The organism is Echinicola pacifica DSM 19836, assembly GCF_000373245.1.
Taxonomy (GTDB): Bacteria; Bacteroidota; Bacteroidia; order Cytophagales; family Cyclobacteriaceae; genus Echinicola; species Echinicola pacifica.
The window spans coordinates 25272-48198 of sequence record NZ_KB890744.1 but is presented as its reverse complement, the minus strand read 5'-3'; the positions used below and the strand labels follow the sequence as shown (position 1 = coordinate 48198).

The window sequence follows — 22927 nt, the reverse complement described above, 5'->3', positions numbered from 1 at the left end:
GTGGAGATGAGCGAAGCAGTGGTTAACTTGACTAAGGTTAAAATAGCCCATTTCTCGGCCCCTGCTAAAGGATTAGGCGAAAAAATATTGAAATCATCAGCTTCATTGGCCGATGATGCCGCTAAGGGGGGAAGTAATTTAGTGTATCAGGGATTTGACAAAGCAGGGGTTGTAAGATATGTTGGTATTACTGAAAGACAGGCAGCAGTTAGGTTTGGTGAGCATCTAAGTTCAGGTACAGGGAAATCACTTTTAAGATATGAGGTTGTTCCAGGCGCAACTAATTTATCAAGGACAGGTGCAAGAGTTTGGGAGCAAGGACTGATCAATCAGTATGGTTTGCAAAAGAATGGCGGGATGCTTTTGAACAGGATTAATTCAATCGCACCGAAATATTGGTGGCAATACGGTATCAAATAATGGCAAGAGCAAACACGAAAATAGGAGACATTTTTTCTGTCAAAATAAATGACAGCAGTAAGAAATATTTTCAATACATAGTCAGCGACCTTACACAACTGAACAGTGATGTAATCAGGGCTTTTAAGAAAGTACATCCAGTTAATGCTAATCTTGATGATCTAACGGAAATTGTAAACGGAGAAGTAGAGTTTTATGCCCATTGTGTAACGAAACTTGGACTTAAAATGGGCTATTGGGAAAAGATTGGGAACACTAATGATGTAGGGAACTTTGATGATGTGCTTTTTAGAAGTAGTGGGGATAATCCACAAACTAAAGTATCCCAAGATTGGTGGGTTTGGAAAATCAACGAAGAACAAAGACAAGTCGGCAAGTTAGAAGGAGAAAACCGAAAAGCAGAAGTGGGAAGTGTTATACCGCCTGATAGCATAGTCCACCGAATGCAAACAGGGAAATACGATTTTGTCTATCCTGAATTTGAATAGGAATTAAGCCTCGGAGAAATCCGGGGCTTTTTTAATGCCTAAAAATTAGCTTTACCATCGAGTAAATCCTTCATCCGTTTTTTTGTCAGCATCGAGTTGATTATTTTGATAAGGGCATTTTTCTCTTCCTTGTCCAGTTGGTTAATGAGCATCAACTGTTCGTTAAGTGCGTGATTTTCCAGTTCAACCACGCTATTTTCATTATCGTTTAAAAGGTTATCAGCACTTACGGCAAATACCTTCATCAATCTTTGCACAATATCAATAGAGGGCAGTAAATGACCGTTCTCAATATCCGTCCGACAAACCCCATATTGATACAGGCATTATGAATACCTAATGTTGAAGGATGAAAAAGAATTCCAACCAAGCATATTACTCCCTGTTCTGTAAGTGGCAGGAATCGGGTTTAAGAAAGACCACTGCTTTTATTTTACTCGTCTGGTAGATCCACCTCCTCACTAAATGTCGGGATTGATATTTATACGGGTAATCTTCCTAACTTTGAAAATCCTGGTGATATTGCTAAGTATGTTGGTTATAAAGTCTTGGATGGTGCTTCTGCAGGAGGAGCGGGGAGTTTGTCAAGAGGGGTTGTTAATTTTGCACAAAGTGGATTTAAGTTTGGAAGTGTAGTTACGGGTTCCAATTCAGCGCTACAATTAATTGACAAATCTGCGGGACTGGCCGGAGGAGTGAAGATGAGCGAAGCAGTGGTTAACTTGACTAAGGTTAAAATAGCCCATTTCTCGGCCCCTGCTAAAGAATTAGGTGAAAAAATATTTTAATCATCAGCTTCATTGGCCGATGATGCCGCTAAGGGAAGTAGTAGCTTTTTAAGAGGCGGAAAAACTTTTTCACAGTTCAAAGCTGCAAGAGGTGGAACACAAACGCTTGCTAAAATTTCAACTTCCACAGGTACTCAAAGGATTAGTACTGAATTTCATCATGTTTTCCTAACTCAACGAATGCAACGTGCTTATAATTTACCGAATTGGGCAGTAAAAAATAGATTGAATGTTTGGAAGTTGAATACTGTTCAGCATTCTCTTATTGACCCATATAGGTATAATTTCTTGCGGGCAGGATTTAAGCCTGATGTTGGGTGGTTTGGAAAATACAACTGGTTTACAAAGTTTTAGAATAATAAAATGTTCGGATTATTTAAAAGAACTAAAGTAGAAACTTGGGAGACAGAATTGCTTCGCTATACAATAGAGAAGCTTCCCAAAGAATATTCAAGTTTAATAAGCCAGATAACAGATGGGTTATTTAGAGGAGTGCTTGTAGATGTAAGTGATATTACTGGTTATGTAGCTTTCACTTTTAACCATGATGTTTTAAAGAAGTATGATAAAGAAGGAGATAAAGATTATAAGCTAACCAATATCAAAGTTTACGATAATAAATCATCTGGTTCATTGCCGTATGAAATTTATATTTCAAGCGGTACAATCAGCGGATATTCTTTAGGAGGTAGCAAGAAGCGTGATATTGATTTGAGTAAAATTGATGTTTCAAGTTTTAAGAAGGAGTTAGTTGGTGAATCTGACTACAATCGCATTGTCAACCTGCTCAATGACGAAGAAAAAACAGTTGTGTCTCCCTCGGAAGTTTATTCAGTTTTTGTTGGTGATGAAGAGTATTTTCATCTCAAAGATTTAGAAGATGGAGATTTTATCGGAATGGATGCCAAGAAGATTATCTACAAGATAACTCATGACCCAATGGAAGTGAATAGGGTCGATAAAACTTTAAAAGAAATCTTAAGTTAAAGAAATGAATAGGGAGCCTCGCAGTAGCCGGGCTTTTTGCTTACAGAGCAGCGATCTTTTCCTGAATATAATCCTTGAAACTTTTATTGGAGACAAAAGTCTCAATGACCTTCAGTAGGAGGGTTTTTTCTTCCTCTTCCAGCTCCTTATTGAGCTAGAGCTGTTCGAGGGCTGCCTTGTCGCTTATAGAAATCTCATTGGGCACCCCGCTTTTTTCATCGAAATAGATCACCTCATCCCCTGACATGCCGAACCCTTTGGCGATCAGGACAAGGGCATCGACGGGATCTTCTGCTGGTTGTTTTTATTCTTGGAATATCAGGTCCTATGGGTATGGACCAGATCAGCCATCTGCGGCTGATATATACCTTACTTTACCTGAGTTTTTTGAGGCTGTTCGGAGTTTTATGGCGTTTTTTATTTCTATAAACCCCAATAGGGTAATAGCTGCTTTGGGAGGCAAAGCATACCTCTTTTTAATGTTCTTCTCTCACCTTATCTATTGCCAGGCTTAAGGTGTTTTTGATTGGTTTGAGGCTTTTCTTGACCTATAATATAAAAAAAGCGATGGGAGAACTACTCCATCGCTTTTATGGCTGCTAATTATCAGTTGGCTTATAATTCCTCTGTACATTCTATGACAGCATCCTCAGCTCTCAGTTCCCACTTGTCTAGCAGGTCAAACCCCTCGGCGCTGATGTTTTCAAGGGTGATTTTAAACTCACCATTGGCAGCATCTTCACCATAAGCGGTGTTTAATACGGGGCTAATCGATGGGCCTTCGTAGATAGAGGCACCTTCATAAGGGGTCTCTACTTGGATAATTTGGTCTCTCAGTTCACAAGGCATATACCTGAAATGCTTCCATTTCAACTGGGAAGTTTCGCCGTACTCTACATGGATGTTTTTGATAAAGCTAGTCTCATCAAATGTTCCCGGCTGTATGTCTAAGTGCTCCTGGGACTTTGCCACATATCCACCGCCGATTCTAACCCCGATACCGCAGTTTTTGGCAGTGATATTCTCCATTTCAAAGCGCCCATTTTGAATGGAATGAGGAGAGATCATTAGCGCAGCATTTCCATTGTCGCAGGATATATTTTTGCCTATAATATCAAATAATCCTCCAATTTGGAGTTCATTCATCAGCTTATAGCCCGTTTCTAATCGAAGGGTCACGCCACCATCGCCATGGATGTTTTTGAATTTTATATTTTGCCCTGCTTGCATTTGTACCAGCCCATAGCCATAGGAAGCCTGATAGGTGCTGGCATTTTTTATCATGCCATTGCGAGGGTAGAAGTATTCCCCTTCGTACTCTGCAAATCCAAAGGTGATCGCGCTGAATTTGGTGAGATTGTCCTGGATATCAATATTGGCCAGGTAAAATTGATCCACGTTATTGAGTTGGAAGCCTCGGATATTGCCATTTTCCACCTCTGACATATCAATGGTGAAACGGCCATTTACGCCAGTGATACTTACATTTTCCACCACGGCAGAATTATCTCCAAAATAAAATACCGAATAGTTTTTTCCTCCTTCTCTTTCCACAGGAATAAGAACGGACTCTCCCTCAATTTCAATATGGATATTGGAGGCCATTTTGATCTGTCCAATATGGTAAGTACCCTTGGGGATGTAGATGGTGCCCCCTTCATGGTCAGTGGATAGCTCAGTGATTGCCTGAGCTAGGAATGGGGTGTCATCCAAGGCATCACTGCCGTTGGCGCCATAATCGTCCACCAGGTTTACCCTGATTCCCACATCCCGATTTACATATTCGTCAATATCACTGTGGCCCTGGGGTGAATCCACGATGCAGCTGCCTATAAGCAGGCAAGATAATACTGATGGGATCAATGGTTTTAATTTGTTCATAATACTAATGGGTTATGTTAATTGAAATTATTTATGCTCCAATTTCCATGCATCCTCCATGTTTGTTGTATTTACTGGTTATTTAATTGTTTTCTTTGGTAAATATGAGTTATTATGCTTCTTTGTTTTACCTGTGAGCCTTTTTGGCTTACTATGATTGGGGGAGAGGCAGAGATGTAAGGGAGTGGAATTCCATTAGGAAGGGGTTCCTATGGGCATAAAAGCGCCTATTCACCACCAAAAGACAGGTTTTGGATTGGGAGATACATCATAATGATGGAGAGCGACTCATACCTTGATAAAAAATAGAATTTAGCTGTTCGAAAATAATAAATTAGATATACACACATACCTATTGTCAATAACCTAGAATACTATGAAATTAAAAAGAAGAACTTTTCTTCAAGGAATGGGAGCCTTGGTTCCTGCCATCATGCCATTGCCAGACCTGCAAGCTGGCCAAAAATTAATACATACCATTTCAAAAGAAGGGGCTTTTTCAGTGGATTTCAAGAAATTCCCCGACCGCGTATGGCCGGGGAAATCACTTTGGTCCATCCCTATGGAGGACTGGAAGGTGGAGTCTGGAGCCTTACGTTTTTTTGGAAAGGAAAAGGAGTCTAGAGTCAATCTGCTGGAATATCAGCTGGAGCCAGGCAAGGGTGATTTCACTGTTCAGGCTTCTTTGAATTATAAACAAGGGAGCAATGCGGATTTTTCAGCGGGCATTTCGGTGGGCTTGGTGGACTCCACTGATCCCGAAAGTGCCAAGTCGGCCTGTTATTTTGGGAAGGGGATATTTGGTGGTATTTCCTCTTCCGGGCACTTGGTCCTGGGCAAGGAGACCATCAGCCTACCTGCGCTGGATGAGGGGACCTATGAACTCACGCTCATAGGTCAGGACGATGGATCGCATACGGGACTGGAATTACATTTGTCCCAAAACCAAAAGCCCATAAAATCCCTAAGCCTGGACCACCCTGAAAGCCTAAAAGGCCTAATTGCCCTGACCTGCTTAGGCTCCAATACGGATGGGGAATGTGCCTGGAAAACCCTTAGTGCTAATGGTACTAAGCTTCTATACAGTCCAGAATCGTGTTTTGGGCCGATATTATGGTCCATGTACACACTGTCTAAAGGCGAACTGCGGATTTCCGCTCAGCTGCCTCCTGTAGCAGAGAAAGACCTAAAGCAAATCAGCCTGTATTTCAAGGAAAAAGGCAAATGGAGCTTATCCCAAAAAACGTCTATAGACCCTAAATCCTATGTGGCCACCTTCACCTATGCCGACTGGGAGCCGGAGGAGGATACCGCCTATAAGTTCCAGTACAAGCATGATGGAGATCTGCACGAGTATGAGGGTACGATCCGCAAGGACCCCAAAGACAAACCTCTGGTAATCGGCGGATTGACCTGTCAGCATGCCGCAGGGTTTCCATATCGCCCTCTGGTGGAGAATCTCAGCCGATATAATCCTGACTTACTGTACTTTTCAGGAGACCAGATTTATGAAAATAATGGCCAATATGCTATCAAAAGAAGCCCTGAGAGGGAAAGTATACTGAGCTATCTTGGCAAATGGTATATGTTTGGATGGGCGTTTGGGGAGGTGATGAGGGACAGGCCCACTGTATGTACACCGGATGATCATGATGTGTTTCAGGGAAATCTCTGGGGTGAGGGTGGCGAAGGGATCTCCATGGAGCAGTGGGAAGAAGTGATGGACGCCCATGGTGGACTGGTGCAGTCGGTGGAGATGATCAATGTGGTGAATCAAACGCAAACGGCTCATCTACCTCCTCCAGTGAAGCCTGCTAGTATGAAGGGTGGTATAAGCTCCTGGTTTACGGAGATGAATTATGGCGGAATTAGCTTTGCCATTATCAGTGACCGTCTGTTTAAGTCGGGGCCCGAAATGCTGAATATCGGTACGGGCAGGATCGATCATATCAAAAAGCTATACTCGCCAAATGCCTTGTCCAAAAAGGGCCTGAGCATGGTGGGCGAGCAGCAGCTATCCTTTCTGAAGGATTGGGTGGAGGATTGGGATGGGGCCAGCATGAAAGTCCTGCTGAGCCAGACCCTGTTTGCGAATGTCTGCACTCATCATGGACCTGCCAAGGACTTTTTGTTTGGGGACCTTGACTCGGGAGGCTGGCCAAAAGAGCAGCGTGATGAGGTGCTGCGGATTGTGAGACGTGCCAGTGCTTTCCATATCAATGGAGATCAACATATCCCGTTCTTGGTGCAGTACAGCATCGATGAGGATAGAGATGGCCCCTGGACTTTCTGTACCCCGGCGATATCCACAGGGTACCCGCGCTGGTGTGAGCCAGACCATGTGAATATGCCTTTCTCTGATCGCCCCCTTCATAATCTCCCCAATACGGGCGTTTATCGAGATGTCTTCGGCAATAGAAATTATATATATGCCACCGGCAACCCCCTTCCGCAACTTCCCAAAGAGCCTAACCGCTATAAAATGGCTGAGGCCAAGGCTTCTGGCTTTGGAATCATCACCATGGATCAGTCGATGCGAACCATCAAGATGGAAGCCATCAGATTTCTCGCAAACCTGGATGCTCCAAGTGCTGAAAATACTTTTCCCGGCTGGCCACTGACCATACAGCAGCTGGACTGTGATGGCAGGAAGCCCCTCGGCTACCTCCCTAAAGTGAGCTGCAAGGAGCCTAATCAACTGGTGAAGATCTATAAGAAAAGTGATGGTGAACTGATCCAGGCCATTAGAATCCGAGGTAAGGAATACGTCCCTCCTGTGTATCAGGTGGATCAGTATCGAATAGAAGTGGGTGAGACCTCGCCAGTGATTTTTGATGGAGTCGAGATCACTTTAGATGCTAAGGAAACCTTGGAAGCCTAAAGGAGCCTTACCGAATAAATGCCAGCTGCCCGAAGATGCTAAATCCTCGCGCAGCTGGTTTTTTATTGTTAGGCTATTTGATTGGATCTATTTATTAAGTCAAAAACGATAATCTAGCTACTTAGCCCTTCATTATTTACCAGCAAAAACCGAATAGGGATAGCCGATCTTTTGGGAGCCGCATTTTAATTATACCTATCAGCAGCGCCTGGGGGAGGCCTACGGGTGAAATAAGAGGTGGGCCTCAAAACCAAGTACTCAATCCTGTGGCGGGAATTAGAAGAAACCAATGATTTAGTGCCAATGAATGACTTAGAGCCCGTATTTTTCTCCAAAATTACTTAAAGACACAAGTAATTTATTAAGACATACAGCAGTAGATGGAGATAGGCTCATATTTGATCAAAATAATTTCAAGTATGCTCAATAAAATCCAAATAACCGCGATCCTACTATGGGGGATATTCTCTGTGAATTTTTTATCCTTCCCTGTACTAGGCATCACCACCGATGCTAAGAAAACCCTGAGTTTTGACACCTCTATTGCAGAGGATGCCACGCCGGAGGTATTAGAAAAAGTAATGAATTCGCCTGAGGTCGAGGAGATTTTCTTTGAACCCGGCACGTATCATTTTTACCCAGACAAAGGCCTGGAGATGTTCTGCCGTATCAGCAATCACAATGATGTCTTTGTGGCAACGGCATTTCCACTTCTAGACCGGAAGAATATCACAATAGATGGTCAGGGTGCCACCTTTATTTTTCATGGAAAGATGATTCCATTTATCGTAGAAAACAGTAAAAATATACAGCTAAAAAACCTTACGATTGACTGGTATATGCCTTTTCATAGTGAGGGCCTTATAGTGGCGAATGATGAGGAGAAGGGGACTTTTGATATGCAGATATCAACGGATTTTCCTTATGAAATCAGGGACAATCAGTTGATTTTCGTGAAGGAATATTACGAGCATACCATTGGTCAGTCCATTCTTTATGACCGGAGTCGCAAGGCTATCATGTTTGATACCGAGTCATATACGCCGGTCACCACCTCCAAGAAAGGCGGCGAGCAGTATTCCCTGGACAGCATCAGATACCGCTATAAGGTGGATGAGCGGGCACCAGGCCTCAGAGATATAGGAATGGAATCTCGCATATGGGTGGAGCAGCTGGAGCCAGGTTTGGTACGAGTGCATAATCACGGAAAGAAAATGCCTCCAGTGGGCATGGTGATGGCCATGAAAGGAGAGCAAGGCGAAAATCGCCTCGCCCCAGCCATCCGAGTGGTGGACAGCAAGGACTTCCAGCTCTCTCAGGTTACGGTGCACCATGCCGGTGGGATGGGCTTGATCGTAGAAAACACCGAAAATATCCGCATAGACCATATGGTGGTCAGCCCTTCGGGAGACCGCGTAGTCTCCACCACGGCCGATGCCACGCATTTTGTAGGCTGTAGGGGAGAGATCCATATTTCTGAGAGTCTTTTTGAAGGGCAGCTGGACGATGCAGCCAATATCCATGGCACTTACCAGGAGGTGGTGGAGAGGATCGATGCCCACCGTCTGGGGGTACGGATGGGCCATTACCAGCAGCAAGGGTTCAAAATCGGAAGGCCAGGGGATAAAATTGGATTTGTGAGGCTGAGCGAGTCTTTCTTTCCTTTCCACGAGCTGACACTGCAAGATACAGAGGTGCTGAATGGCCGATACCAGATTTTGACTTTTAGGGAATCTCTTCCTGAGAATATTGCAGCGGGCGACTTGCTAGAGAATATCGATGCCTACCCAGCGGTGATCATTGAGAATTGCAAAATTCAGGGTAATCGCGCCAGAGGCCTTTTATTGTCCACTCCCAGATCTGTCAAGGTACTTAATAACTATTTCCATACCGAAATGGAAGCAATTCTGGTGCCTGTGGAGAGCGGTCACTGGTTTGAAGCTGGCAGCGCAAGGGACCTGCTGATCGAAGGGAATACCTTCGAAAACTGCGTTCATAGTGGTCAGAATCGAGGGGTAATCCGATTCATCACCGATGATGATGAGGAGCATACCGCCTTCGAGAAAATACGGATCATTGGAAATACCTTTCGACAATTTGACCCCATGATACTTGAGGTCAATAATGTGGATGGGTTCCTCTTCAAAGCAAATACCATCGAGTATTCTGATGCCTTCCCAAGTCTGTTTCCAGATAATCCGGTGGTGAAAATCAATGCCTCCAAAGACCTGAATTTTACAGACAATACCTATAAGGGGAAAGCCAAAAAAATGATCGTGAATACCAATCAAAATCAAAATATAAAATTCGATTAAAGCCTATTCCTACTTGGGTCAATTTTATATTTCTCACCACTACTGCCACCTATCAAAACCTATAATTATTCTATTGTGATCACAGCCCAGGAAGTACCCGGTACTTCGCTGTGGCCTGTGAGAACAAGGCTGCTGTAGTCTTAAAACAGGCCTAAGGAGCTGTTAGAGCCGTGTTTTGCCTTGGGAACTGAGTTTGATTATAGTACTTCCCCTGTATCCTGAGCGACAAGATATATACTGGCGGATACATAGATGATGCGAGGTCACCATAGTTTTACTTAAAGGCAGGACTATTAGAAATGGACCGCTAGCGATTCCATTGATGAGGCTTTTTATCCGAGCGAGGGTTAAGCCGCTTTTTGCTTGCAAGGTCAATAGGCTATATCTTGCATGGATCAATTGACCGATAGTATTGAACTAATAATTTTTCTGAATGGAGGGTATTCCTGGTTTAGGCCTGGGGATATTTACCAATTGAGAATTAAAAGTAGTAGTTTTAGTACTGAGAAAAAGAAGTGAACGCACAATCATCTACCCAAATAATCTAATGAATATGGTACTCCAGCTGATGGACCAAAAGATAAAAATTACGGTGCCAGGTATTCTTGCTTTTGCACTGCTGATGCTATACCATGCAGATCTTTTGGCAGCGGAGACCGACACCTATCCTTACCCCAGTAGGCAGATTTCTATAGCCGATGGGCTAGCGCATAATGGCGTGACTTCCTTGCTTAAAGACAAGAAAGGATATTATTGGATCGGGACCTATGATGGGCTAAATCGATATGATGGTTCTGATTTCCTGACTTATCGAAATACCTCTGAGCAGAACTATTTTATTAGCAATCGCGTGAGGACACTTGCTGAGGACGACAGGGGCAATATATGGATAGGAACGGACGAGGGAATTACTATTTTTAACCAAAAAACCGAGTCGTTTTTTAACTTATACACCAATGCCAAGCAAGGGCAACTTAATAAAGGGCCCATCATCAGGAATCTACTGGTGGACCATGAGCAGGAACTGATTCTCGCAAGCTCTGAGCAGTTTGGGGTCCTGGTGTTCAGTGCTGATCTGGAGCATATAGGGAATTATCTTCCCCCTTCACTGGCCAATTCCGAGGATTTTGTCATTTTTAATATGGTAAAATTCCAAGATGCCAGCTATCTTTTGTCTAGTTCCGAAGGGCTATTTATCTTTGAGCCCTCCTCAGGAGAATTCCAAAAAATCCTGGCCTCAGCCATTCCGGAGGCCACTTATATCTTAAGCCTTCCTTCTGATCAGTACCTGGTGACTAGCTCCTCCGGAGCAATGGTAATCGATCATCTGTCCGGTGATTGGAAGTTGAAGACCAGGATATTATCAACAGAAAGTTTCAATAGTGTGGCCTATGATGAGCGCAAAAGACTATGGTTGGGCACGATCAATCGGGGGCTGCGGAGAGTAGATAATTTTCAGGAGGTAATACAAGGGGGCCGGCCCAAGGTGCAGACCATCGATGAGGAAAGGGGATTTATCCGCACCAGTGGCATCTATACCAGTGCAAATGACGGGGTATGGGTTACGACCTTTAATCACGGCGTATTGAGGTATGATATGTATCCCAGTTCTTTTCATAAGGTAAGCCGCAAGGCCAATTCCGTGGAGCGATTACAGACCAATGAGGTGCCGAATATTGCTCCTTTTGGTCAGTATGCCGCCTATATGACGGCACATCATGGAGGTGAGATTGTGTATGATTTCGTGAAGGGAGGATTTGAAAGTTTGCCGGCGAGCATGCCCATCCGCATTCAGGATGAAATCACGGGAGTGTATAGCAATGATAGAGGGGAAATGTGGTTTAAGCTGCGCAATAATGAGCTTACGGTTTTACGCCCCGATGGGACATACGATACTTCGCCAGTGGCAGAGGGAGTTACGATTCCTTTGGGATTACGCCTGGTGACCATGTGTGAGGATGATTTGGGGAATATTTGGGTGGCGAGCACCAAGGATTTTTATAGATTTCAATTGAATCAAAAGCGTGAAATTATCGCTGTTGACAAGCTGACGGATCATTCTTTCTTTAGGGAAAACGCAATTTATAAGATTAGGACGCTGTATTATGATGCCCTATTTAACTTTATCTGGGTAGGGACGGATGCCGATGGCTTGTTTAGAGTGAAATTAGAAGAGTCCACTGCGCTGGATGATATCCAGGTGGACCAGTACCTGAGTGACCCGACTGATCAATCTTCATTACCGAGCAATTTCGTCACTTCTATTATCCGTCTTCCCAATGGGGAGTTATATTTGGGTACCGAAAGAGGCGGTATCTGTAAGGTGCTGAATAACGATGCTGAAAATCTGAAATTTATCCGTTATTCGGAGAGAAATGGCCTTTCAAATAATGTGGTGAAGAGCATTTTATATGATGAGGATTATAATTTATGGATATCCACAAATATTGGATTAAATAGATTCAACACCAAAAGTCAAAATATCAGGGTGTATAAGCGGTCAGATGGCCTGCCATTTGAAGATTTCAGCTATGCTGCGGCGAAGCTGGCTGACGGCACGATGATTTTTTCAGGAATTACTGGCATCTGCTTTTTTCATCCGGATGATCTCCGCGATGATGAGCCCGTGCCGCCCTTCCAATTTGACAAGCTGACGGTTTCTGGCAAGACCATCTTGCCGGGTGACACTCTAGAGGGCAGGATACTCCTCAAGGAATCTCTGACCAATACGGAGCAAATAGACCTTCAGTATGATGAGAATGTCTTCTCCATAGATGTCAATTCCCTGCATTATGGAAATCCAGAAAATCACTATATAAAATACCAGCTGAGGCCGATCAATACCCAATGGATAGAGGTGAAATCCAGCCAAAAATCCATTTATTTTAGTGGTCTGCAGCCGGGAGTGTACACCCTTCATGTAATGGTGAGCAACTCCCTGAACGAGTGGGGAAATCCGCGCGCCTTGACCTTAGTGATCCATCCACCCTTCTGGAAGACCCCCTTGGCCTATTTTGCCTATAGCATCCTCCTTGGGCTTCTGGTTTTTGGAATTATCTTTACCATTTTGAGATTTCAGAAATTGCAGCATAATATCGAATTGCATCGCCTGGCTAAGGACGCTGAGACCCGCCTGAATGGCGCAAAACTCAGGTTCTTCTCCAATATTTCCCATGAAATAAAAACCCCCTTGACACTCCTTCAGGGTCCTGTGGAGTATTTATGCGACCGATTTAAGCATGATGCAGACGTGGTGGATAAGCTGGATCTGATCCATAGACAATCCCGCAAAATCTCCGTCTTAGTGGATCAGGTACATGACTTCCAGAGGGCTGAGGCCAATGCGCTGAAGATGCATAGGAGTCAATTTAATTTTGATCAATTTATCCAAAGAATCTATCAGGATTACCATTTTATTACCCGTCAGGGGGATAAAAAAATCTCCGTGCAAGGAGGAGAATCAGCTATTTATGTAAATGCTGACGCCGACAAGCTCGAAAAAGTCATCAATAACCTGCTATCCAATGCGATCAAATTTACCAATAAGGGGGATACCATCCGGATCAGCTATGAGCAAAGGGAGCAGGCGCTGCTGATCGCTGTGGCCGATACGGGAACAGGCATTCCGGAGGAAGATCAGGCCAGGGTTTTTGATCGCTTTTTTCAGTCTTCCTATAATAACTCCAGCTCCATTGGCGGATCAGGAATAGGGCTGGCATTTAGCAAGAGACTGATAGAAATGCATTATGGTACGATCCGCCTGGAAAGCCAGGTGAATGAGGGGAGTACCTTTTATATTTCGCTGCCGATTATTGATCAGGATTATTCCACCACACAGGATCAGCAGGTGCAGGAAAGTGAGCTGCTCAGACACGAAATGGAAGCGGAAGACCTCCAAAAAGAACTAAAACTAGACGCTACACCGGTAGATTTTACCAGCAATTTTGACAAGGCCGTGCTTTTCGTCGTGGAGGATAACCTGGAAATGCAGCAATACCTCGCCAGCTTTCTTGGCCAGTTATTTACAGTCAAATGCTTCAATGATGGTAAAGAATGCCTTGAAGCCCTGGAGGACGAGTGGCCAGACTTGGTGCTCAGTGATGTGATGATGCCAAATATAAATGGCTTTGAACTAACTAATCAGATAAAATCGAATATAAAANCCAGCCATATTCCTGTGCTTTTGCTAACCGCTAGCCAGACGGAGCATGACAAACTGAAAGGTTATGAGGGTGGTGCAGATGCCTATGTCCATAAGCCATTTGAGAAGACCCATCTGCTGGTGCGAATAGAAGCATTGCTGAATTCCCGATATCAGATCAGAAAAAGATTTGAGATTGATCTTCCGCTTACCATCACCAAAGAGGAAAGCAATGACCATGCTTTTGTGGACAAATTGTATTCGCTGATCGATAAGAACCTCGATAATCAGGATTTGGATCTTAATTCTTTTTCCAAAGAACTCTACCTCAACAGAACCCATTTTTACCAAAAAGTAAAAGCCCTGACCGGTCAAACTCCCTATGAATTACTGAAAAACTATAGGTTAAAGAAAGCCGCTCAGATGCTGTATCAGGAGCAATATACCGTAAGTGAGGTGTTTATGATGACTGGCTTTAAGAGCCGTACTCACTTTGCTAAGATTTTTAAGGATAAATATGAGGTCAGCCCTGGGAAGTACGCCGAAAAAATGAATGAAACCATTGGCTAGCTTGCAGGGAAATTCCTCCCCAAGGGAGAAGGAAACCCTTTCTTCCGTATTTTTTGGTAGTATAAGACCCGGCCAAGACCTAAGGTAGATTGTCGTGGATTATGATCACTTAAGTTTCTGAGCCCTATCAAATTTGAGGGATGCGAAAATGCGGTTTCTCTCATTTTCCTCTTACTTGAATTTTCTCGATGCTTCCGAAGCTCTTGGGGTACTGGAGCAAATACCTTTTGAGGGAATCCATGAATAATTGGTGTAAAAAATCTCCTTAGAATAATAATTGCTTAACCTACCGGAGGGCTGGCTCATCCTATTTGGTCCATAGGTTAGCGGGAACAAATGACAAGTAGCCATGCTGCAATAGGGCGGAATTGGACGCTAAATAAATGGATTACCATCACTGGGTTTAGGCTTGCTTGCGTATTTATTATCCTGGTCCAGGAACCTCAAAACCTGAAAAAGCAGGAGCTTGATTTTAGGGGATAATGCAAGAAATATATGCTCATGTCAATACTTTTAAGGTCTTTTTGCTAGCATTTGTCTCACTGGTTTTTCTCAACCATCCTTCTCAGACCTATTCCATATTCCTGAAACTGTGCGCGTGAACAGCCTCTGACAGGTGATAAACAGTTGTTTAATTCCGCTGATAAATCTCTTTTATCAAGATTCTAATTCGATAGAAAAATACAATTGAAAAATAGGGAAGCATCCTATGGTGTGAATCAATTTTTGAAATACCTTTGCCTTAATTTAAACTTAATCTAAATAACGATTAGGTGTTTTTTACCAATTGGTAGAAAAGAATTTAGAATGAAATTACGCAATCTACACGTACGATGAAACACACAAAGGAACTGATCCTGCTCTATATTTTTCTTCTGATGCATTTTCCAATTTTGGCTCAGCAAGTGCTAAAGGGCAAGGTGAAAGACGCCAAAGGGGAGCAGCTTCCGGGGGTATTGGTTAGAGATACCGCCACCAATAAGGGGACGGTGACTGATCTTAATGGAGAATTTAGTTTTCCCCTTACCAGCCAATCTAGCCTTACGCTGGAATTCACTTCTATGGGCTATCAGTCCACACAGGTGAACGTAAATCCCGAGACTAGTACCTATCTCCAAATCCAAATGGAGGAGAATGCGCAGGATCTGAACGAAGTGACGGTGACTGGGAAGTCCATCGTCAAAGAAATAAAGGAGAAGGCATTCAATGTGGATGTGGTGGATGCCCGCAAATTGCATAATACCACCCTGGATATCGGCCATGCTCTCGATAGGGTGTCGGGGGTGCGGGTGAGAGAATCCGGGGGAGTAGGCTCCACGATGAACTTTTCCCTCAATGGATTTACGGGCAAGCAGGTGAAGTTTTTTATCGATGGTATTCCTATGGATAATTTTGGTTCTTCCTTCCAACTCAATAATCTTCCCATCAATCTCGCCGAGAGGATAGAGGTCTATAAGGGTGTGGTACCAGTCGGTTTAGGAGCAGATGCCCTCGGTGGAGCAGTCAATATTATCACTAATCAAGCGGGTAAAAGTTACCTGGACATCTCCTATTCTTATGGTTCTTTCAATACGCATAAGACAGTCATCAACACGGCCTATGTGGCGCCTTCGGGATTTACCTTTCAGATGAATGCCTTCCAAAATTACTCCGATAATGACTATTGGGTGACCGTGGATGTGGCCGATATCAATACCGGAAAATATTACCCCGATCAGACCGTGCGAAGGTTCAATGATACTTACCATAATGAGACCCTGATCACTCAGATAGGCGTTCAGAATAAGCCCTATGCCGATAAGCTTTTGCTGGGGCTTACTGTGGGGAAGAACTATAAAGAAATCCAAACGGGTGCCAGACTGGTGAGTGTTTTTGGGGATTGGAATAGGAATGGAACCATCCTGATGCCTACCCTCAAATACCGCAAGGAAGACCTCATTACCAAGGGTTTGAATGTGACCCTGAATGCTAATTATAACTTTGGCTCGGAGCAGAATATCGATACCGTCCATCGTCGATACAACTGGTTTCAGCAATACCTGGAATATGATACTCCCGGCGGGGAGCGCTCTTATACCCTATATAAATACCAGAACAATAATGCTTTGCTCACGGCAAATGCGGACTATAGCTTCGGTGCCCATCATGCAATTTCCTTTAGCAATGTGATCAACTCCTTCGATAGAGAAGGCACCAATGAACTATTTCCCGACCAAAACCTCTATGAAAAGCCCCAAAAAAGCCAGAAGAATATCAGCGGTTTAAGCTATAGGTACCAAGCCAACGACCAATTCAATATTTCATTATTTGGTAAAAATTACCTGCAAGCTAATTATTTCGCTCTAGCCTATAATCCCAGCGGCAACTATGGGGATGTGGCTTACCGAAACGAAAAGGAAACGTTTAGCTACCAAGGCTATGGCTTTGCGGCTACCTATTTCTTCGGGGACAATCTCCAGCTCAAAGGCTCCTTTGAGAAGAGCTATAGACTGCCCGAGCCAGAGGAGCTATTTGGCGATATGGTCAACCTGCAGGGAAATCTCGACCTAAAGCCAGAGAGCAGCTATAACTATAACCTTGGCGCTAGCTACTGGAAAACGATGGGCCCAAGTCACCGAATGGAGATTGGGGGAAATGTCTTTTACAGAGATGCCAAGGACTTCATCCGCCCTCGCCTTAATAATAATCAAACCATGCAGGTGATGGATAACCTGTTCAATGTCACCAATATAGGGGTGGAAGGGGAGCTGAGGTATTTTTATAAGCAGTCCTTTACCCTTGGCGCCAATATCACCTACCAAAGTCTGCGAAATAACACCCAATATGAAGAGGGACAGACCGTGGAAAGCGTGGTGTACCGAGACAGAATTCCCAATATGCCTTATTTCTATGGCAATGCGGATGCCTCTTATACCTTTGAAAATTTCATCAAGGAAGGAAAACGATTGGTGATCGGGTATAATCTACTTTATGTGCATGCTTTTTACCTCTATTGGCCGAGTCTGGGCAGCGATAAGTTTGGCGTTCCCGAGCAGCTGTCTCATGACCTGAATATGACTTATACCTTCGGGAAGCAAAACCGCTTTCAGTTTACCGCAGAGTGCAGAAACATCTTTGACAAGAAAATATATGACAACTTCAGCCTTCAAAAACCGGGTCGAAATGTCAGTGGAAAAATCAGATATTTTATTTATTAATCAAGTGAAAATTATGAAAGTGAAATTTAATTATTGTGTCGGAGCAGCTGCTCTGGCCGCATTTGGGATGTTTGGATGTAGTGAAGATGAAAAGCCTACGGTGACCCCGGGAGAGGATGTGCAGGCTAGGTATATAATCGCATCCACCCCGACCACCTCGGAGGGAGTGGCTGATTATCTGCTTACGGCTGAGGATCTTAGCTCTGGTACCATCAGTACTGTGGGTAATGGCATCGAGCAGGATGGGACTTACCGCTATTATGTAACCAATAATAATAAGTTCTTCAGCCTGCTCTATGGACAGGGGAATCCTGGAGCGGTCACCACCTATCAGCTGGATGAAAATGGGGCCTTGCAGAAATTGTCAGATTTCCAGTCTGAGACCGTACAGGTGTTTGCACCGGTGAATGATGATATCCTGATGATGAAAATTCCTCGTAGTGGAGCAGAGGATGCCTCTTGGTATCAGCTGGATACCGATCTGCTGCAGATCAAAGCCAATGGCCTGACGAATATCGTGGATGTCGCTTCCAATGGAGAAAGAGCACATTTTACCTGGCTTACTCAGGTGGGCGAAAAGGTATATGCCCCCTATATGAGCATCAAAGGTTGCTGCAATGATACTTTCGGGACTTCTTACCCTGATAGCGCCTGGGTAGCCGTGTATGACTATCCCTCTATGAATTTGGAAAAAGTGATCAAGGACAATAGAATTAGCTATATCGGCAGGTATTTTACCAATGGACTTGTAGAAGTAGAAAACGGAGATGCCTATGCCTTCTCCTCCGCCGTGGCCACCAGCAATGGGGTCGCTACCTCCACCAGCCCCTCTGCTTTTGTGCGGATAAAAGCAGGCGAGACGGAGTTTGACCAGGATTATTATTTCAATGTGGAGGATGTGGCTGACGGATATCATGTCACCAACCAGACTTATCTTGGCCTAGGCAATTTCGTAGTGTTTATGCACAACGAAAAAGGTGCCTATACCACTGGGAAAAGATTGGGAATACTCAATGTGTATGACGAAACCTTCACCTGGGTGAGCGGTACTCCTGCAGTGGAAGAAATCACCAATGTCACCACCAATAATTACTCCCTTATGGATGGCAAAACGGCCTTCATTGGCTTCACCACCACTGAGGGATCCTATGTCTATCAGGTGGATGCACAGTCTGCCACTGCCAGCCGAGGGCTAAAAGTGGAAGGTGGCACCATCACAGCCATCAGCCGACTCGCTGTCGCCGAATAAGAAAGGTATTGACCAATTGGACTCCCGGGTTCAATTGGTCATTCTTCTTCATTTTTATCCATAAACAAGGCTAAACCACCTTGTGATGGGTAGGCCAAAACTCTCCTATTAAAGTAGACAAGTTCCTCGCCATATCTCTCATTAAGGGAAGATTAGCATTTTAATTAATGCTAAACTTCTAGTCCCAATTCCTCACGCCAAGTCTCTTTTCGGTATGCTTAAGAAAAAGAAAACAGTAAAAAATCGCTCCTTATTTTATAGAATATCAGCTTGGCTGCATCTGTGGCTTGGTTTGGTGTCGGGCATCGTGGTGGTTTTGGTGAGCCTTACTGCTGCAGCCCTTACTTTTGAGGATGAAATACGCTTGCTGTTGGAGCCATATGAAACAGTGCAGGCATCGGAAGGACAGGAGCTATTGCCTCCATCCGTGCTGGCAGAGGCGGTGAAGCAGGAATATGGCTTCCCAAGCGTGTATGGCGTGATGTATAGAGGGGAAGGACGAAGCGCCATGGTACCTTATTACCAAGATCGAAGGAATTACCGCCAGGTGCTGGTCAATCCCTATACTGCGGAGGTGCTGCACCTTCGGAAATTAAATGATGACTTTTTTAGATTTATGCTGATGGGGCATTACCAGCTTTGGCTGCCTCGGCCTATAGGGAAGCCCGTCGTGGCTTATAGTACCTTGATTTTTGTCATCACACTGATCACCGGCTTGGTGCTTTGGTGGCCCAAAAAGTGGACCCGCGCCACCAAAAATGCTAGCTTCAAGGTGAAATGGCCCGCCAGCCCAAAGCGTCTCAATTATGATCTACATAATGTAATCGGCTTTTACTCCCTTTTGATCGCCCTCGTGCTGGGCCTGACGGGGATGGTCTATGGCATGGACTGGTTCCGCAGCTCTGTATATTGGGTCGGCTCGGCAGGGGAGAAGGAGGTATTTGATCGGTTTAGTTCAGATACCACTTTGATGGCCAAGGAGGGTGTTTTGGAGGAAGATATTTTATTTAGCAAGCTAGTTACATCAGGTCTTGATGTGGAAGAGAACCGATTTAGTATGTTTTATCCGCGTGGCGAGGCCGGCGTCTGGAACTTACAGGTCAATCCAAGTCTGATAAGTACTTTTAGAAAAATCGATTATCATTACGAACAGCATAGTTTAAAACTATTGAAAGCAGGGCTGCCTTATAATGAGGCCAATGGAGGGGAGCAACTGATGCGCTTAAACTATGATCTGCACTTAGGCCTTATCGGGGGGATCTGGACCAAGATTATCGCTTTTCTAGTCTGCATTATTTCTGGCAGTTTACCGATTACGGGCTTTATCATCTGGTGGGGTAAGAAAAAGAAAGGAAAACCCCGTAAAAATAACCAAGGCCGAGCCAAAACTATCCCTCGGTCGAAAGTCCAAAAACCCAAAACAATGATTATTATGGAATAAGGGAGACTCAGCCTCCCTCTTATTTTTAGGTTCATCTATTATTATTTATAGATCCCTATTATCGTATAGTTTATTGATTATCAATTTGTTATAGGTGGATTGCTGTTTTTATGAATGCTGATTTTTAAAAAAAGTATACTCTTTTCTAAACATTCAGTTAGTTATTCCCGTTAGCTTAATCAATGGCACGTAAAAAAGAGTACCTGGAAGAGGAAGTAATTGAAAAAGCGATGGCCTTATTTTGGAAGAATGGCTATGAAACCACTTCCATGCAGCGTTTGGAGAAAGAAATGGGGATTAATAAATTCTCTATTTATTCCAGTTTTGGGAGTAAGAATGGGGTATTCGTTGAATGTCTTAATTGCTATAAGCAGAAACTGAATGTCCTCCTTGAGAAGCTGCTGGTATCTGATAAAGGGATCGAAGGAATCAAGGAATATTTCTATGATTTTCTGGAGTTTTCCAGAGATGAAAATAGCCCTAAGGGTTGTTTGATTACCAATACAGCCAATGAATTGGGCGATAATGCCGAGCCCGAAATCAAAGCCGTGCTGCTTAAGTTCATGAATGAGGTGCGTGCGGTATTTGCCGAAGCTTTAAGTAAAGAAGGTCTAAGTCCTGATGATATTGAGTCGAAAGCGGACTATTATATTATCTCTATGTTTGGCCTTGCTTCATCCTCAAAGATCTTCACTAAGGATCAAATCAGTACCTATATAGAATCTATATTTAATAAGGGCTAACCTTATTTTTATTCAATAACTAACTAATCGTTTAGAAATAAAATTTTCATTATATAAAACCAAATACTATTATGAGCACTACCGAAAAGAAAGACCAACTGACAGTACACACGATCGATTCAGCACCGGAAAAGAGCAAGCCTTTATTGCAGAAATCTAAGGATGCTTATGGCTATGTGCCCAACCTCCATGGGGTATTGGCGGGGTCTCCACAACTTTTAGAGGCCTATCAGAGGCTACATGAGTTATTTTCCAATTCTAGCTTCGACGCTGATGAGCTTACCGTGGTATGGCAGACCATCAATGTGGAGCACGAATGCCATTATTGTGTGCCTGCTCACACCGCCATTGCTCACTCCATGAAGGTGGATCAAGAGATCATCGATGCTCTTAGAAATAAAACTGAGCTGCCCACCGAGAAGCTTCAGGTTCTTCACGAAACCACTTTGGCAATCGTAAAGGATAGAGGCTTCATCTCTGAAGAGGTAAGTCAAAAGTTCTTTGATGCGGGCTATAATCAGACCAACTTACTGGATATCATCCTTGGCTTGTCCCAAAAGGTGATCAGTAACTATACCAATCATATCGCTGAAACTCCTTCGGATAAGGCATTTGAAAAATATGCATGGAAGAAGTAATCTTTTTCAATGGCACTGATCCCAGCGATCAGTGCCATTTTAATTTTAATTGGTTTAGGACAAAATCAATTATCCTAAGGCCCTAAATAGTATATTATATAACTTCCTAATGCTGATTTCAGGGGTATAGAAGTTGTGGTACCTATTAAGAGGTGGTGTGAGGTAAGGAAATTGCCTATTTAAAGGCGATTTCCATTTGAATGGGGTTATCTTGGCAGGTCCATCCGGACGCATTTTCCACCACCAAATTACTTTGTAAGCATGATCTTTGGGGATTCCACCCATTGTAGACTAGGCTCAGGAGAATCCCATGACAAGGCTAATCGCTAGACTTTATATGACGAGAGACAGCAAATTTTAGGCAATTCAACGAATTATGAAAAATACTGAAGAACAACGACGTTCGTTTATCAAGAAATTAGGGATCCTCGGATCCTCTGGACTTATAATCCCAAATCTTATGATGGCAAATACCACAAATAGCGCTAAGAATCCACTCATTATCGGCCGCCCAAAGGTCTTGTTTTTTGATGTCAATGAAACCTTATTGGACCTTACGGCGATGAAAGAAACCGTGAGTGAGGCCTTGGAAGGACGATCTGAATTACTATCACTGTGGTTTACGACTATGCTGCAATATTCTCTGGTGGTCTCTGCTTCGGGTCAGTATGAGCACTTTGGCCATATTGGTGCCGCAGCCTTGCAGATGGTGGCTGCCAATCATGATATCGATATCTCCGAGGAGGAGGCACGTAAGGTGATCTCCAAAGCCCTGCAATCCTTGCCCGCTCATCCAGAGGTGAAAGAAGCCTTGGAAATGCTTCGTGCAGATGGGTATAAGTTGGTTTCTTTTACCAACTCCTCCAATGCAGGGGTGAAAAATCAATTTGAATACGCCGGCTTGCTGGAGTATTTTGACGAAAGACTGAGCGTGGAGGATGTAGGGAAATTTAAGCCTTTTTCCGAAACCTACCAATGGGCATCGAAAAAGCTAGGTATAGCCCCAGCTGAATCCATGCTGGTCGCTGCTCATGGCTGGGATGTCGCCGGGGCGCAGTGGGCCGGATGGAGAGCTGCCTTTATCGCTAGACCAGGAAAACAGCTCTTTCCTCTCGCTCCAACACCGGAAATCGTAGAGACTGATCTGCTAAAAATAGCCAGGAAGCTGGTCAAACTTTAATCCATATA

General features: G+C 43.8%; 15 protein-coding genes. 13 read left to right on the top strand and 2 right to left on the bottom strand.

Annotation, left to right across the window (positions count from 1 at the left end; all coding sequences use genetic code 11):
* Positions 1-420, top strand: a 420-nt coding sequence (locus B050_RS0110595; protein WP_026235798.1) for a hypothetical protein, incomplete at its 5' end; no start/stop codon positions are given.
* Entirely contained in the window at positions 420-908 is a 489-nt protein-coding gene (locus B050_RS0110590; RefSeq protein ID WP_018473895.1) for a hypothetical protein, read from the top strand. The genes B050_RS0110595 and B050_RS0110590, both read left to right, overlap by 1 nt.
* Positions 909-946: 38 nt before the next feature.
* Here the strand turns inward: B050_RS0110590 and B050_RS22265 are convergent, their stop codons facing one another.
* Positions 947-1153: a hypothetical protein gene (locus tag B050_RS22265; RefSeq protein ID WP_018473894.1), complete on the bottom strand. Its 207-nt coding sequence runs from the start codon at positions 1151-1153 to the stop codon at positions 947-949.
* A gap of 555 nt (positions 1154-1708) precedes the next feature.
* Here B050_RS22265 and B050_RS0110575 point away from each other — a divergent pair.
* Entirely contained in the window at positions 1709-2050 is a 342-nt protein-coding gene (locus B050_RS0110575; protein ID WP_018473892.1) for a hypothetical protein, read from the top strand.
* A gap of 9 nt (positions 2051-2059) precedes the next feature.
* Positions 2060-2683, top strand: a complete 624-nt coding sequence (locus B050_RS0110570) for a hypothetical protein (protein ID WP_018473891.1) — start codon at positions 2060-2062, stop codon at positions 2681-2683.
* 615 nt (positions 2684-3298) lie between these two features.
* Here B050_RS0110570 and B050_RS0110555 read toward each other — a convergent pair.
* On the bottom strand, positions 3299-4564 hold the full coding sequence (locus B050_RS0110555) for a glycosyl hydrolase family 28-related protein (protein WP_018473888.1): 1266 nt from the start codon (positions 4562-4564) through the stop codon (positions 3299-3301).
* Between the two features lie 376 nt (positions 4565-4940).
* Between B050_RS0110555 and B050_RS22260 the strand changes: the two genes are divergently transcribed.
* From B050_RS22260 to B050_RS0110495, 9 genes are all read left to right on the top strand, one after another.
* Complete coding sequence (locus tag B050_RS22260) at positions 4941-7445, top strand: alkaline phosphatase D family protein (RefSeq protein ID WP_018473887.1); 2505 nt, start codon at positions 4941-4943, stop codon at positions 7443-7445.
* A 419-nt stretch (positions 7446-7864) separates the two neighbouring features.
* Positions 7865-9760 carry an alpha-1,3-galactosidase-related protein gene (locus B050_RS0110545; RefSeq protein WP_205744986.1) on the top strand — a complete coding sequence of 632 codons (1896 nt, stop codon included), beginning with the start codon at positions 7865-7867 and terminating at the stop codon, positions 9758-9760.
* 547 nt (positions 9761-10307) lie between these two features.
* A complete protein-coding gene (locus B050_RS0110535) occupies positions 10308-14471 on the top strand; it encodes a hybrid sensor histidine kinase/response regulator transcription factor (protein WP_018473884.1) in 4164 nt (1387 codons plus the stop codon).
* Between the two features lie 833 nt (positions 14472-15304).
* Positions 15305-17668, top strand: coding sequence for a TonB-dependent receptor (locus tag B050_RS0110525; protein WP_018473882.1), 2364 nt, complete (start codon positions 15305-15307; stop codon positions 17666-17668).
* A gap of 13 nt (positions 17669-17681) precedes the next feature.
* On the top strand, positions 17682-18917 hold the full coding sequence (locus B050_RS0110520) for a DUF4374 domain-containing protein (RefSeq protein WP_157492718.1): 1236 nt from the start codon (positions 17682-17684) through the stop codon (positions 18915-18917).
* A gap of 214 nt (positions 18918-19131) precedes the next feature.
* Positions 19132-20358: a PepSY-associated TM helix domain-containing protein gene (locus tag B050_RS0110515; RefSeq protein ID WP_018473880.1), complete on the top strand. Its 1227-nt coding sequence runs from the start codon at positions 19132-19134 to the stop codon at positions 20356-20358.
* Positions 20359-20540: 182 nt separating this feature from the next.
* Positions 20541-21101 (top strand): TetR/AcrR family transcriptional regulator, encoded by a 561-nt coding sequence (locus B050_RS0110510; RefSeq protein ID WP_018473879.1) that lies wholly within the window; start codon positions 20541-20543, stop codon positions 21099-21101.
* A 71-nt stretch (positions 21102-21172) separates the two neighbouring features.
* Entirely contained in the window at positions 21173-21739 is a 567-nt protein-coding gene (locus B050_RS0110505; protein WP_018473878.1) for a carboxymuconolactone decarboxylase family protein, read from the top strand.
* Positions 21740-22115: 376 nt separating this feature from the next.
* Complete coding sequence (locus B050_RS0110495) at positions 22116-22919, top strand: haloacid dehalogenase type II (protein ID WP_018473876.1); 804 nt, start codon at positions 22116-22118, stop codon at positions 22917-22919.
* Positions 22920-22927 lie beyond the last annotated feature (8 nt).

Coding starts and splice junctions, on each gene's coding strand:
- B050_RS0110590 (WP_018473895.1), top strand. CDS start 420: ATGGCAAGAGCAAACACGAAAATAGGAGACATTTTTTCTGTCAAAATA.
- B050_RS22260 (WP_018473887.1), top strand. CDS start 4,941: ATGAAATTAAAAAGAAGAACTTTTCTTCAAGGAATGGGAGCCTTGGTT.
- B050_RS0110510 (WP_018473879.1), top strand. CDS start 20,541: ATGGCACGTAAAAAAGAGTACCTGGAAGAGGAAGTAATTGAAAAAGCG.
- B050_RS0110545 (WP_205744986.1), top strand. CDS start 7,865: ATGCTCAATAAAATCCAAATAACCGCGATCCTACTATGGGGGATATTC.
- B050_RS0110520 (WP_157492718.1), top strand. CDS start 17,682: ATGAAAGTGAAATTTAATTATTGTGTCGGAGCAGCTGCTCTGGCCGCA.
- B050_RS0110505 (WP_018473878.1), top strand. CDS start 21,173: ATGAGCACTACCGAAAAGAAAGACCAACTGACAGTACACACGATCGAT.
- B050_RS0110515 (WP_018473880.1), top strand. CDS start 19,132: ATGCTTAAGAAAAAGAAAACAGTAAAAAATCGCTCCTTATTTTATAGA.
- B050_RS0110555 (WP_018473888.1), bottom strand. CDS start 4,564: ATGAACAAATTAAAACCATTGATCCCATCAGTATTATCTTGCCTGCTT.
- B050_RS0110495 (WP_018473876.1), top strand. CDS start 22,116: ATGAAAAATACTGAAGAACAACGACGTTCGTTTATCAAGAAATTAGGG.
- B050_RS0110525 (WP_018473882.1), top strand. CDS start 15,305: ATGAAACACACAAAGGAACTGATCCTGCTCTATATTTTTCTTCTGATG.
- B050_RS22265 (WP_018473894.1), bottom strand. CDS start 1,153: ATGAAGGTATTTGCCGTAAGTGCTGATAACCTTTTAAACGATAATGAA.
- B050_RS0110570 (WP_018473891.1), top strand. CDS start 2,060: ATGTTCGGATTATTTAAAAGAACTAAAGTAGAAACTTGGGAGACAGAA.